Source organism: Luteolibacter ambystomatis, from assembly GCF_018137965.1.
Taxonomy (GTDB): Bacteria; Verrucomicrobiota; Verrucomicrobiia; order Verrucomicrobiales; family Akkermansiaceae; genus Luteolibacter; species Luteolibacter ambystomatis.
Window position 1 is genome coordinate 3,796,632 of record NZ_CP073100.1, and the last position, 12,288, is coordinate 3,808,919.

A 12,288-nucleotide genomic window follows, 5' to 3' on the forward strand; every position below is an offset into this window, starting at 1 on the left:
ATGAAACCCACCCTTCTGCTCCTTGCCTCCACGCTATTGGCTGCCGCGGAACCCACCGTGCCCGCCACCCCCGTCCAGCCATCTCCTGCGGCACCGGCTCCCGCCCGGTTGAACGAGAAACCGGCCCCTACCTTGATCGTTGGTTCCGCCGTCACGCCGGAAGTGCTCGGACAGGGCGAATGGCTCCAAGGAGAAGCTCCGAAAAGCTGGGAACCGGGAAAGGTCTATCTTCTCGAATGCTGGGCGACATGGTGCGGGCCCTGCATCGCTGCCATTCCCCACGTCAATGAGCTACATGCCAAGTATGCGGGGAAAGGTCTGGTCGTGCTGGGGATGAACGTCTGGGAACGCACCGGCAGGGATCCCGTCGCCACCTTCGTCAAGAACAAGGGACAAGGCATGACCTATCCCGTTTCCTACAATCCGAAGGATGGCGCGTTCGACAAACAGTGGCTGGTGCCCGCGGGAGTCGAAGGCATCCCCCACACCTTTGTCGTGAAGGATGGCAGGATCATCCTGATGTGCCATCCGATGCAACTGACCGACGATGCCATCAAAGGCCTTCTCAAGGGAGGCGACGCCGGGGCCGCCGTGGTCGCCGGAATCCAGGAAGATGACGCGAGGAAGGAAAAGGTTGGCGCGGCCATGCGGAAATTCAGCGAAGCCACCCGGAAGAAGGATGTCGCCGCGATGGAAGGAGCCATCGCCGAGATCAAGGCACTCGATCCCGCCAACAACGCGCTCAAGGCGCATCAACTGACCCTGCTGACGATCAGGGGCGACTGGGCGGAACTGGAAACCACGGTGAGCGCCCTGCCGGATGCACCGGTCCGCCCGATGCTGGCATTCAACGTGGGCCGGCTCGCGGCTGCCGATCCTGCCGCTCCCACCAGCCTGATGAAGCTGCTCGCCTCGCAGATGACGGCGTTCGCGGAAACCCGAAACGAGCCCTACACCTTTCAGATTCTGGCCAAGCTCCAATGGCGGGCCGGAGACAAGGAAGCCGCCCTCACGAGCGCGAAAAAGTCTTTGGCCGCCGCGAAGTCGGACAAATCCAAGAGCATGAAGCTCAACACCGCTCCCTTCCAGAGCTTCCTGGAAGGAATGGAGGCCGGAAAACTCCTAAGCGACCAGGAACTCTCCGCCGCCGCCCGGCAGATGGCTCCTGCCAAACCCTGATGCTTACAAAAAATGTCCGGTGCCGGAAGCAGGCGGACACAAATACGGGCAGAACAGGTTCCAAACCCGGACCCGAATCCCACTGGGCGGATGCCTTCCTCCCGGTCATCCTCACATCCTCATGAAAGCATTGGTTCCCCTCCTCTGTCTTGCCGGTGGCATCGCTGTCGGCTGGTTCGCCCGCCCGATGGCGGCGTCCTCCACCGCAGCTTCGGCTCCACCAGTTCCGGCCGCCACGGCACCCGCCAACTCTGCTCCCGCTCCCGAAAAACCCGCGGGCTCGGAAACCGCGGCCAACGGACGCACATCCTCCGGCCGCCCCGCCAAGCCCGACAACGACGAGTCGAAGGCAAAACGGGATGCGAAGGCCAAGGAGGCGATGAAAAAAGGCCAGGACCAGATGGCCAAGCGGATGACCGACGTGCAGCGCAAGAAGTTCGAAGCGCGTCTCGACAAGCTCGCCGCCGACCTGAATCTCAACGACGACCAGAAGGCCAAAATCCGTGCTGCCATGGAGAAGCGCTTCGAAACCTTCGGCTCGCTGCTCACCCGTGACGATGACGACACGAACGATCTGGCCCACATGAAGGAAATTGGCGAGTTGATGAAGTCCGACGGCCTCGACACGGCCACGGAAGGCGTCCTCACCGACGAACAGAAAGAGCAGTACACCGCTTTCAAGGGCAAGGAACGCCAGTCCCGCATCGAATCCAAGGCATTCAAGGATCTCGGCAACATCACCAACGTCCTCGACCTGTCCCCCGAACAGCGCGACAATGTCTATCAGGTCCTGATGACCGAAGCCGCCACCCGCGAGGACAACCAGAAAGCCAGTGGCAACATGATGAGCCTCTTTTCCGATGGCTTGGGTTTCCAGTTCGATGACGAGCTCGGCGTCCAGGACCTGATGCAGGAGCAGATGGAAGCCCAGATGCAACAACAGGGCGGTGGGAAAACCTCGATGGCCGACATCCGGAAGAACTTCCAAGCCACCGTGAAACAGCGTACCGATGCGAAAGTGGAAGCCCTCCGCCCCTATCTCTCCGAACCCCAGCTCCAACAGTACCGCAGCCATCTCGAAACCAAGGGCGGCGGCCTGCTCAACATGTTCGGCGGAGCCGGTGACGACGACGCAGGCAACTGACCGGATTCGGGGGTTCACAAGCCGCCCCGGACCGGCTAAAGCCTCCCCGCCATGCTTGATATCCGCGTCATCCGCGAAAACCCCGCCGCCGTTCAGGAACGCCTGAAACCGCGCGGCGGCGACCACTGGAAGCTCATCGACGAAGTCCTCGCCTGCGACGAATCCCGCCGCCGTGCCGAGACCGAGAAGCAGTCCCTCCAGTCCGAGCGGAAGACCACCTCCAAGCAGATCGGCATGCTCAAGGGCAAGGGCGAGGACACCTCCGCCATCGAAGCCCAGGTCCGTGGCATCAACGACCGCATCGCCGCGCTCGACGCCGAATCCGAAGCCGCCGCCGCCAAGCAGGAGGATCTGCTGCTCAACATCCCGAACATGCCGCACGAGGCCTGTCCGGTGGGTTCCGATGAGACCGCCAATCCAGTCGTCCGCGTCTGGGGTGAGAAGCCGGACATCGCCGAGCCGAAGGACCACGTCGCCCTCTATGAAGCGCACGGCCTCGTTTCGATCGACGATGCCACCCGCATCTCCGGATCGGGCTTTGCCGTCTATCGTGGCAAGGGCGCAAAGTTGGAACGCGCGCTGATCAACTTCCTCCTCGATACCCAGGCCGGCCACGGTTACGAGGAAGTCAACGTCCCCCACCTCGTGAAGCGCGAGTGCATGGAAGGCACCGGCCAGCTCCCGAAGTTCGAGGACGACATGTACGGCACCGATGCCGGTGAGGATGGCCGGAACAATCTGTTCCTCGCCCCCACCGCCGAGGTGCCCGTCACGAATCTCTACCGCGATACCATTCTCGCCGAGGATCAGCTTCCGGTGAAACTGGTGGCTTACACCCCCTGCTTCCGTCGTGAAGCCGGTTCCGCCGGACGCGACAACCGCGGCATCATCCGCATGCACCAGTTCGACAAGGTGGAGCTGGTGCAGGTGGTGCATCCGGACCACGGCTTCGAGGTGCTGGAACAACTCACCGGCCACGCCGAGGCGATCCTCCAGAAGCTGGGCCTGCACTACCGCACCATCGAGCTCTGCACCGGTGATCTCGGGTTTTCCTCGGCGAAGACCTACGACATCGAGGTCTGGGCACCGGGCCAGGGCAAGTATCTGGAAGTTTCGAGTTGCTCGTGCTTCGCCGAATACCAGGCCCGCCGCATGAAGCTGCGTTTCAAGGACGCCGAAGGCCGCAACCGCTTCCCACACACGCTGAACGGCTCCGGCACCGCCCTGCCGCGCCTCTACGTGGCGCTGCTGGAACAATGCCAGCAGCCCGATGGCTCCATCCGCATCCCCGGCGCCCTGGTGCCTTACTTCGGCGCGGAGACGATCGGTTGAAGATGCCTCCCTTTCACATGACAAAGCGACTCCCGCAGGGGAGTCGCTTTTTTCATGCCCGTGTCACTTGCTCACCAACCGGAAGATCAGCAGCAGCACCAGCGCGCCCACCGTCGCGGTGACAATCGAACCGAGCGAAGGCAGCCACGTGCCTACAGGTTCGGTCGGCAGGAACGTCGCGAAGCGCCCCAACCAACCGCCGATCACCGCGCCGATGATCCCCAACAACGTGGTCAGGAGGCAGCCGCCTTTCTGATCGCCGGGCATCAACAGCTTCGCCAAGCCGCCTGCGATCAGGCCCAACAGAATCCATGCGATAAAGCCACTCATAGCGGTAAAACCTAACCGGGTTTCTCCCCCGCGCGAATGGTTTCATGAATTCCGTGTGAAATTCCGGCGGGTTTTCCAATGCCACTTGAATGCGCCTTTGGAGAAGTGGAGAGATGCCCCTGATCGACCGTCCGGTCAGGTTCCAAACAAGCCGTTTCTTCGTAGCGGCGGCACCACGCCCGGGCTGTCATCCTCGTCCCGTTTCCAAAAGAGGGAGCGAATCGGATGAAGGTTGGGTTTTCCCTGTGCTGCGGGTGCGCGGTTTCGACGGGTGTCACGTGCTCATGACCCCGCGGCGCAGGGATTCCTCCTCGACGGCGGAATCACTTCGCCTTCTGGACCACATCCGGCTCAAGCCCGGTCTTGTCCCACGACTTGCCGGAAGCGGTCATCATCAGGCTTTCACTGACGGTCATGATACCACCGCCATACAACGGCAGCTTCACGGTCGAGTGACTCTTGCCGTAACTGTTCTCGCCGAAGATCTTCACCTTGCCGGGCAAATTCTCGCGCAAGCTCGCGGCGAGAAACTCAGCACCCGACGCGGAGCGCCGGTCCTGAAGGATCTGGATGCTCTGCGGTTCGCAAAAGACCCCGTTGCCATCGCTGACATCGCGTTCTCCCTGCCCATCCTTGAGCCGTCCAAGCACCGTCTTCTCCGGCGTGAACAGCGAGGCGGCCAGCATCGCCTCATCGCGGAGGCCACCGGGATTTCCGCGGAGATCGAGGATCAGGCGCGTCACCGGCGCGTTCTCCTGAAGCAGCGCCTTGAACTTGGAAGCGGAGCCGCTGTCGAACTTGCGGATGCGCACGGACAGGCCGGTGGGCCCCTTCTTCGCACTGACCGAGGGAAACACCTGCGTGGTGCGCTTGATCGTGATCGCCTCCTCCTTGCCCTGCGGTTGGCGGATCTTCACGGACACGGTGGGCGAGGGACCGATGAACGCGAGCTTCACCGCGGCAAGACGCTTGCGTTCCACGGAAACGCCATCCACCTCCAGCAACTCGGAGCCGTAGTTGATCCCCGCCTCGGACGCCGGGCCTTCCGGTTCCGGAAAGCACAACAATCGGCCGCTGTCATCACGCTCCACGATCATCGCGATCTGCCCGCCGCTCTGGCGCGAGGCTTCCTGGAGCTGCGCGATCTCCGCGCTCGATTCATAGAGGCCGAAGCGGTCGATCGTCGGCAGCAAAGCGGTCAGGGCTTTCTCTACGAGATCGAACGTGGAAGACGAGGGATCGTTCTTGTTCACCGCGTCCACCAGCTCTGGAAGCGTGGGAGCCTTGTCCGGCTCCCAACTGCGATAGCGCGCGCCAAGCGCGGTGAGCAGGGCCTTTCGCGCCTTGAGATCGAGCTCCTCGGCTGGAAGCGGCGCGAACGAGTACTCGTTGTAGTTCTTCTGGAAGTCCTCCCATAGCTGCGCACCCGCGGCATGTTGGTTGGGCGCGGGTTCCGCGGGAGCAGCGGGTTCCGCATGAGCGGTCACGGCGAAAGCAGCCGCGAAAAAGATGGCGTGGAGGAACTTCATCACCGTCGGGGAAAATCGGACACCCGCACCACTCCGGCACGAGTCGCGTGCAGACTATCCTGCAAGCAGCCTCCACGCCAAGGCAAAGCGCGTGACGCCTCAGCGCGACATCGCGGCATAGGATTTCGCCAGATCACTGAAGGCATATTCCAGCCCTCCCGCAAAAGAACGGTTGCGATCCAAGGAAGCGAGATCGCCACCCGCTCCCGGGAGCCTGCCCTGCCGCGCGAGATCCAGAGCGCGACCGGTATCCTTCATGCGCCGCTGCCACATGCGGCATTCATCGGCACGGAGCGAAGCTTCCGCACGGCTGACCAAAAGCGTATTCGTATCGCCAGAGGCGCGGGCCTGAACAATGCGACCTGCCAGCACGCTCTGGCGCGAAGCCATGGACGAACGGACCCGTCCGGCCTCGCGGATCGAAGAAGGCGCGGCCTTCACCGTGCCCACCGGATCGATCAGCCGGTTCGACGATTCATTCGCCCGGTAAAGATCTCCGCCCAGCCCGCCGAACAGCAGGCCGATAGCGGCTCCCGAACCGGCATGACCGGAAATCGAGCCGATGCCCGCCCCAATGGCGGCACCACCGACACGGCCGGTCACCGGCGCATACGCGGCCCGCTCCTCCCGCGTCGAGCAGGAGGCCAGCAGGCCGCAAACCAGCACACAACCATACAAAGCTCTTCGGCTGGCGCTCATGCTTGGTCGCGAGAATCCAAGGCCGGTTAGTACTTGTCGCTCTCAGCCTTCTCGGTCTTCAGACGATTGATCTCACGCTGCTTCGCTCGGGCGCGGGCCTTGGCGGCATCGGTGCGGTCCTCGATGCGGTTGAGACGGGCCTGCCGCTCATCAAGGCGGGCCTGGGCCTTGCGCTCGCTCCAGAAGATGCCGCCGGTGGACGGATCCCCGGTGGTTTCGCAACTGACGGAAGCAAAGCTGCCGACGACCAGCGAGGCGAGCAGACCGAGACGGACGAAAGTGTGTTTCATGGGATGACTGGAAAGAAAGTGGTGGAAAAGGGAAGCCTCCCCGGACCGGGTCCGGAGAGGCCAAAGGATGAATCGGAATCGATCAGACGCCGATCTGGTTCTCGAGGCTGGCGAGGCGCTGCACCTTCTGCTTGGTGGAGGCACCTTCGGCGCTCACGCTGCTGGTCTTGGAACGCAGCGCGCTGACGCGGGAGGAACCGCCGGCCTGGCTGATGGCGGAGTTCTGGGCCTTCACTTCCTGGTTGATGGAGTTGACCTGCTTCTCGGCCTCGATGCGCTCTTGCTTGATTTCCTGCTTCAGGCGCTGGAGTTCGCCCTTGTTGCCGCTGGCTTTGGCGGCGCGGACTTCGCTCTGGAGCGAGGCGATGCGGCCATCGAGCTTGCGGTTGTAGGCGACGGCGGCGCGGCGGTGGCTCTCGGCTTCCGCGATGCAGGCGTCCAGCCACTCTTCCGTGGACTTGTACTTGGCCTTCTGGTTGGCGACGTGGGTGCCGTAGGCGAAACCACCCGCACCACCGAGGGCCGCACCGATCAGGGCACCACGGCCGGCATTGCCGGAGGCGGCACCGATCAGGCCACCGAGGGCCGCACCACCAAGGGCGCCGATACCGGCACCCTGGGCTTGCGTCAGACGGCCGTCCTGGGTGTCAGCGCAACTGGTGAGAAGAAGCGAAGTGGCGCCCACAAGCGAGGTGCAGAGCATCACGGAGCGACGGGCAAGGGGATTCTTGGGGTTCATCGTTTTATATGTTAGAAACCGATAGGTTATGCTCGGAAGACCAAGCATTTGTCAATTCCGTTCGTGATGCGTTCCGGTCACGGACAAAGGGCGAATTGCAATGCACCAGTCGGGTAGCCGGAGTCGTAAGACTTCGGGCTGGGGAGATTTCCCTCTACCCCCCTACGCGCCAATTCGACTGATCGTCATCGAACTGGAGGTGCATGAAACTCCGCAGCCCGACCCAACCTGAAGTCTCACGACTTCAGCTACCTCTCTCACTCTGCCGTATTCCCCTCGCGCGCGACCTGCCCGGCATTGTCCAGGACAATGGCATCATCCACCGGCCCCGGCGAAACCTTGTTCGACTTCGCGCTGCCGCTCGCGCCATCCGCGAAGATCGCCGCCACCGAATTCCCGGTGAAGGTGCTGTTGGAAAGGTCCGCCTTCACGCCCGCGAAAACCACGCCACTGTCGCCGTGCTTCGCGAACTCACAGCGATCCACCTTCACCGCCGCGCCGCCGCCATCAGCGAACAAGCCGGTGAGACCGTTTTCGAAACGCGAGCTCTCCACCGTGATCGCCCCGCCCTTCTCGGCATGAATGCCGTGCTCGCGGTTGCGCTCAAGCTGGCAGTCGGACAGCTTCAAAATCGCGGCACTGCCGGATTCGATGCCACTGGTCTTGTTGTCGCAGATCGAGGTCTTGCCAGAAGCATTCAGGGATGAACCTTCACCGGAGACGAGAATGCCGCAACCGGACTGGCTGTTCGACACCTCGCAGCCGACCAAATGCATCCCCGCACCACCGCTGACCTCAATGCCATTGCGGCTGTTCCGCGAAACGATCGAGCCGGAGCTGATGCGAACCGTCGTGCCCGGATCGGAGGCGAGGATGCCGCAGCGGTTTTCCGAAACCGATCCCTGGTCGAGATCGACCGAGGCCCCCGCACTCGCTTGAAGACCGCACCAGCGGTTGCGCAGCACACGGCAACCGGACAGACGCACCGTGGCCTTGTTGATCATGGAAACGCCGCTGCCCATCCCGCCATCGATCACGCAACGGTCGAGCGTGGCATTCGCCCCGTCCGCCACCAGCACCAGCGGCGGCGAGCTTTCCGGGCTGCCGGTCGCCTCGCGGCGCGCATCGCGGATGACGAGGCCGGAAATCTTCACCTCCACCTTGCCCTTGATCGCGACGAGGCTGTTGGTCGCCGCGGCGTTCTCGATCACCGCGCCATCGGAAGCATTCAAGGTGATCGCCTTGGTGATGGAGATGGCTTCCTTGTAGGTACCGCCCGCGATCTCGATGGTGCCGCCGGGCGCACACTTGGCCACGGCTTCCGCCAGCGTCGCGGCCTGACCGGGAACCTTCACCTGCTTCAGCGAATTATCACTGGCAGTCGGCGGTGGCTGGGACGGCGTGGGATCGTTCCTCGTCGGAGTGGTCGTGGTCGGAACGTTCTGCTGTGGAGTGTTGGCAACCGTTTGCTTGGCCACCTGCGACGGCTTCTTGAACCACCACCATGCCACCGCACCGCCAACCCCGATCACGCCCAGCAGCAGCACCGCGGCGATGGCCACGATCAGCTTCACCGGCTTTGGCTTGGCAGGCACCGCAGTGGCGGTCGCCGTCGCACCGGCCACCGGTGGCGGCGTGGAAACGGACGCGGACGCCCCGCCCGGAAGTTGCGGCGGCTTCGCCAGCGTCTCCATGCTGCGGGCCACGGTGGCTCCGGCGGACATGCTCACCGAAGGCGAATACATCGAGCGGCTCACTGTTTCCGACGCCATGCCGGTCACGCCGGGGAGGCGTTCTTCCATCGACAGCCGATCCACGATCTCGCCGCACGAACCCGCCGGATTCAGCCCGGAAACCACCTGGCCGAGATAGCGGTTCGAGCGTTCGGAAAGACGCGGCACCGCCGGATAGGCGCGGTTGTTGAGAAACGCGGCGGGCGGCAGCGGACGACCGCCGAGCAGGTGGTAAAGGCAGGCCGCGAAGCGGATCGGCAGCGGCGCATTCACCGAGCCGCTGATGGTGCTGGCCGTTTCCCGCGAACTCTTCTCCGCGGTCACGGACGGCAGGAAGACGGCGATGGCGAAGCCGGTGGCCTCCGGTTGCTCCGGCGACTCCAGCAGGTGCAGCAGCGCCGGGTGCATCTCCATCGCATCCAGTCCATCGCGCCCCACCAGATCCAGCCCGGTGGCCAGTGCCCGGATGCGCGGCAGCAGGTCGGACGCGGGCGGCACGCCACCGAGGCGCAGCCAATCCAGCGCGTCCTTGCCGGTCAATGCGGGCCATGCGACCGAAAGCCAGCCCTCGCCGCGATGCAGCACCACCCGGCCAAGCCCCAATGCGGCCGCATGGCGCTTGAGCAGATGCCCCTGCGGCACCACCAGTTCCTCGATGGAAGGATCGGGCTTTTCAAAAAGCTGCACGTCCCAGGTCCCCTCCTCCTTCGGCGAGGTGGCCTTGAACAAAATCCGGCAACCGTCCGCCGCGGGTGCATCGACCGCCGACCACACGGTTCTCCAATCCGCGGCATCCGCCTGCTCCCAGGCATCCGCCGGGTTCTCCGGCACGGCGGGCGTGGCAGCGGCGGACTCACCGCCGATCACCGACCACGGTACCGGCTGCACCGGGAAATCGGCGGCGAAAGCGCGCTCGATCACCGCCACGGCGGCGGCACCATCGGCCGGGCGTAGCGCCGGGTCCACCTGCAGGAACGCCCCGATGGCCTCCTGCCACGCGGGCGGCAGGTTCACCAGCAGCGGCGCATAGGTTTGCGCGGCGAGGCGGCGGTCCAGCACCTGCGACAGATCGCCGGTATCGAGGTGGGAACCGGTCAGCAGCCACAGGAAAGCCGCGCCGAGCGAGAATACATCGGACGCCTTCGCGGCCTGGCCGCGGAGCTGTTCCGGCGCGGCGAAGAGCGGCGTGCCGATCACCGGATCATTGGCCGGATTGCCGGATTCGGTGTCCGTTTTCCCGGCGAGGCCGAAGTCGATGAGCTTCAGCGAAGCCGCATCGCCCTCGCGCGCGATCAGCAGGTTCGAGGGCTTGATGTCGCGGTGGAGGATGTTCTGCGAGTGGGCATGGCCCAGCGCGGCGGCGGATTGGTGGAACCACGCCAGCGCCACGGCGGGCGGTGGAGTGCCCTTCGCATTCCGGAAATCCTCCAGACTGCCGCCCTCGCAGAGATCCATCACGTAGTAGAGCAGTCCGGCGTTCTCGCCGAAATCGAGGATGCGGGCGATGTGCGGATGCGTCAGCGAGGCCGCGGAACGCGCCTCCGCCAGGAAGCTCTGGCCCTGCCGCGAATCCGCCTGCGCCCGGCGGCGCAGGATCTTCAGCGCGGCGATGGTATCGAGGTGGACATGCTTCACCTTGAGCGTCGTCCCGCCCGAGCCGGAGCCCAGGACGTCCGCCGCTCCGGAAGGGTTGGAAAGGACCTCGTAATTGCCGAATTTCTCGCCGGGTTGGACCATGATGCGCGTGGGGTGAAGCAAGCCGGAGGCCAGAGCACAGGCTTAGCGTCGCGATGCTAGCCTGCGAATGGAGCGAACGTCAATGCGGGGGGCTATTCGGAGGCCACTTCAGATGTTTATAGTTTATGCCCGCGACCTCTTTGTGGTAAGAGTCTTTCATTCGGCATCTCTACTTAAAAACAATTCCCGCCTCTTTACAGAGCATCAAGATGAAAACATATGCAATAATCTATCGCGGAGAAAAACAAGATAGAATTTACGCCATCTACGAAACAATATCAAAATTATTTAACGTCATCAGTTGTGAGTTCGATGACGGAATTTGCTTCGTAAAAACAAATGAATCGCCCGAGCGCTCACTTGAGCGCATCGCGACAAATATGGAGCTGAATTTAGCCGACACCATATACATATTCAGAATATCCAAAGAATATACCGCAGCGGGAACAACCAAAACAATACGCGCTCTCGATGCCGCTCTAGAAGAAGACAGCCAACACACTCATTCTTAAGAACCCAATCCAAATCTCTCGACTGATTTGGCATAAGACAAGTGCCCCAATGCGACATCCTCAGATTCCGGGCTCAGCTTGCCACTATTTTCAAGATGTCGCAAAGCTCGGATTCTATTGCGATATCCCTTCGTTAGACGAGGCACATCCCCACTGACGAGCAAACCGTAAACCTTAAGTCGATTGGGACGCCTTGAAAATCGGGTCTTGGAGCTGGATATCGACCATCCCGCAGCAGTCACGATTTCCAGAATCTTATTTTCGAGATCAGGAGGGGGATTTCCCCGTCCCGAAATCACAATATCGTCTGCATATCTAGTATACACCAGCTCATTGTCCAAAGAATAATTTTCAATCAAAACATCAAACTCCGAAAAACATATATTCGAGAGCACTGGACTACAAGGTGCGCCTTGAGCCAAGTTCCCATTCAGGCAAGAAAGTTTAGAAAAAAGCTCGGCTCCTTCGGCAGGAAATCCAAATTTGATCAAGCTTTGCGTAACTCGCGATTGGGCTGTCGTTTGAAAAAAGTTCTCAATGTCGGTGGAAAATACCCAGTCTTGCGAGCAATGCCTCGCAGCTCCGTCAATAGCGGATATTTTAGGAATGAACCCAACGACGGATGGGGATAATTTTAGATTATTAGCCAGATGAAAACCGGCCCATTTTTGAATTACTTTAAGGGCAACCCTTGGAGCATCAATTCGTCTAAACTTGCCATTACCCTTCGGCAAATAAAATGTCCTATAGTATCTATCAGGGTTTTTGCACATTGCGCCAATGAATCTTGGCGAATAGCCAAAAAGCACTCCCAATGTTGCTTTTGAAACAATCGGTGGAAATCCAATTTCCACAAGCGCAGACAAAGAGCTCGCAGCCGAAGAATTATCTTCTACCCCACAAGCGAGAAAAAGACGGTGGAGCGAATCGAAAGAAACAAGGAGTGGCGGTGCGTTCACGGGTCAAAAGCGAAGTGTTGAGAACTTCCGTTGAGATCCGGCGGCCATGCGGCGATCCGAACCGAAGGGGCGGTCGCCGCATGGCCGCCGGCCCTTCTGTCGTAG

At 61.8% G+C, this 12,288-nt stretch carries 11 protein-coding genes; 4 read left to right on the forward strand and 7 right to left on the reverse strand.

Going from position 1 to position 12,288, the window contains the following annotated elements:
- The 3 genes from KBB96_RS14520 (at position 1) to serS (ending at position 3,655) form a co-directional block, all read left to right on the forward strand.
- Positions 1–1,179 carry a TlpA disulfide reductase family protein gene (locus KBB96_RS14520; RefSeq protein WP_211630166.1) on the forward strand — a complete coding sequence of 393 codons (1,179 nt, stop codon included), beginning with the start codon at positions 1–3 and terminating at the stop codon, positions 1,177–1,179.
- Between the two features lie 121 nt (positions 1,180–1,300).
- The gene (locus KBB96_RS14525) at positions 1,301–2,323 is read left to right on the forward strand and encodes a hypothetical protein (RefSeq protein WP_211630167.1); all 1,023 of its coding nucleotides are present in this window, start codon (positions 1,301–1,303) and stop codon (positions 2,321–2,323) included.
- A 51-nt stretch (positions 2,324–2,374) separates the two neighbouring features.
- Positions 2,375–3,655 (forward strand): serine--tRNA ligase, encoded by a 1,281-nt coding sequence (gene serS / locus KBB96_RS14530; RefSeq protein ID WP_211630168.1) that lies wholly within the window; start codon positions 2,375–2,377, stop codon positions 3,653–3,655.
- A gap of 63 nt (positions 3,656–3,718) precedes the next feature.
- Here serS and KBB96_RS14535 read toward each other — a convergent pair whose 3' ends face one another.
- The 6 genes from KBB96_RS14535 to KBB96_RS14560 form a co-directional block, all read right to left on the reverse strand.
- Positions 3,719–3,985 (reverse strand): GlsB/YeaQ/YmgE family stress response membrane protein, encoded by a 267-nt coding sequence (locus tag KBB96_RS14535; RefSeq protein ID WP_211630169.1) that lies wholly within the window; start codon positions 3,983–3,985, stop codon positions 3,719–3,721.
- A gap of 323 nt (positions 3,986–4,308) precedes the next feature.
- Positions 4,309–5,514 carry a S41 family peptidase gene (locus KBB96_RS14540; protein WP_211630170.1) on the reverse strand — a complete coding sequence of 402 codons (1,206 nt, stop codon included), beginning with the start codon at positions 5,512–5,514 and terminating at the stop codon, positions 4,309–4,311.
- A gap of 99 nt (positions 5,515–5,613) precedes the next feature.
- Positions 5,614–6,213, reverse strand: a complete 600-nt coding sequence (locus KBB96_RS14545; protein WP_211630171.1) for a hypothetical protein — start codon at positions 6,211–6,213, stop codon at positions 5,614–5,616.
- Between the two features lie 26 nt (positions 6,214–6,239).
- Positions 6,240–6,503 (reverse strand): hypothetical protein, encoded by a 264-nt coding sequence (locus KBB96_RS14550; RefSeq protein ID WP_211630172.1) that lies wholly within the window; start codon positions 6,501–6,503, stop codon positions 6,240–6,242.
- Positions 6,504–6,585: 82 nt separating this feature from the next.
- Positions 6,586–7,242: a glycine zipper domain-containing protein gene (locus tag KBB96_RS14555; RefSeq protein WP_211630173.1), complete on the reverse strand. Its 657-nt coding sequence runs from the start codon at positions 7,240–7,242 to the stop codon at positions 6,586–6,588.
- 257 nt (positions 7,243–7,499) lie between these two features.
- Positions 7,500–10,712, reverse strand: a complete 3,213-nt coding sequence (locus KBB96_RS14560) for a protein kinase domain-containing protein (RefSeq protein WP_211630174.1) — start codon at positions 10,710–10,712, stop codon at positions 7,500–7,502.
- Between the two features lie 209 nt (positions 10,713–10,921).
- On the opposite strand from KBB96_RS14560, the gene KBB96_RS14565 reads away from it, so the two are divergent.
- Complete coding sequence (locus KBB96_RS14565) at positions 10,922–11,224, forward strand: hypothetical protein (RefSeq protein ID WP_211630175.1); 303 nt, start codon at positions 10,922–10,924, stop codon at positions 11,222–11,224.
- Here KBB96_RS14565 and KBB96_RS14570 read toward each other — a convergent pair.
- A complete protein-coding gene (locus tag KBB96_RS14570) occupies positions 11,221–12,183 on the reverse strand; it encodes a reverse transcriptase family protein (RefSeq protein ID WP_211630176.1) in 963 nt (320 codons plus the stop codon). The two genes, KBB96_RS14565 and KBB96_RS14570, sit on opposite strands and share 4 nt — an antisense overlap.
- Positions 12,184–12,288: the final 105 nt, after the last annotated feature.

What these genes read in the sequence shown, in the direction of transcription:
- KBB96_RS14560 (WP_211630174.1), bottom strand. Translation starts at nt 10,712, where the DNA reads ATGGTCCAACCCGGCGAGAAATTCGGCAATTACGAGGTCCTTTCCAAC.
- KBB96_RS14550 (WP_211630172.1), bottom strand. Translation starts at nt 6,503, where the DNA reads ATGAAACACACTTTCGTCCGTCTCGGTCTGCTCGCCTCGCTGGTCGTC.
- KBB96_RS14540 (WP_211630170.1), bottom strand. Translation starts at nt 5,514, where the DNA reads ATGAAGTTCCTCCACGCCATCTTTTTCGCGGCTGCTTTCGCCGTGACC.
- KBB96_RS14525 (WP_211630167.1), top strand. Translation starts at nt 1,301, where the DNA reads ATGAAAGCATTGGTTCCCCTCCTCTGTCTTGCCGGTGGCATCGCTGTC.
- KBB96_RS14565 (WP_211630175.1), top strand. Translation starts at nt 10,922, where the DNA reads ATGAAAACATATGCAATAATCTATCGCGGAGAAAAACAAGATAGAATT.
- KBB96_RS14555 (WP_211630173.1), bottom strand. Translation starts at nt 7,242, where the DNA reads ATGAACCCCAAGAATCCCCTTGCCCGTCGCTCCGTGATGCTCTGCACC.
- KBB96_RS14545 (WP_211630171.1), bottom strand. Translation starts at nt 6,213, where the DNA reads ATGAGCGCCAGCCGAAGAGCTTTGTATGGTTGTGTGCTGGTTTGCGGC.
- KBB96_RS14520 (WP_211630166.1), top strand. Translation starts at nt 1, where the DNA reads ATGAAACCCACCCTTCTGCTCCTTGCCTCCACGCTATTGGCTGCCGCG.
- serS (WP_211630168.1), top strand. Translation starts at nt 2,375, where the DNA reads ATGCTTGATATCCGCGTCATCCGCGAAAACCCCGCCGCCGTTCAGGAA.
- KBB96_RS14535 (WP_211630169.1), bottom strand. Translation starts at nt 3,985, where the DNA reads ATGAGTGGCTTTATCGCATGGATTCTGTTGGGCCTGATCGCAGGCGGC.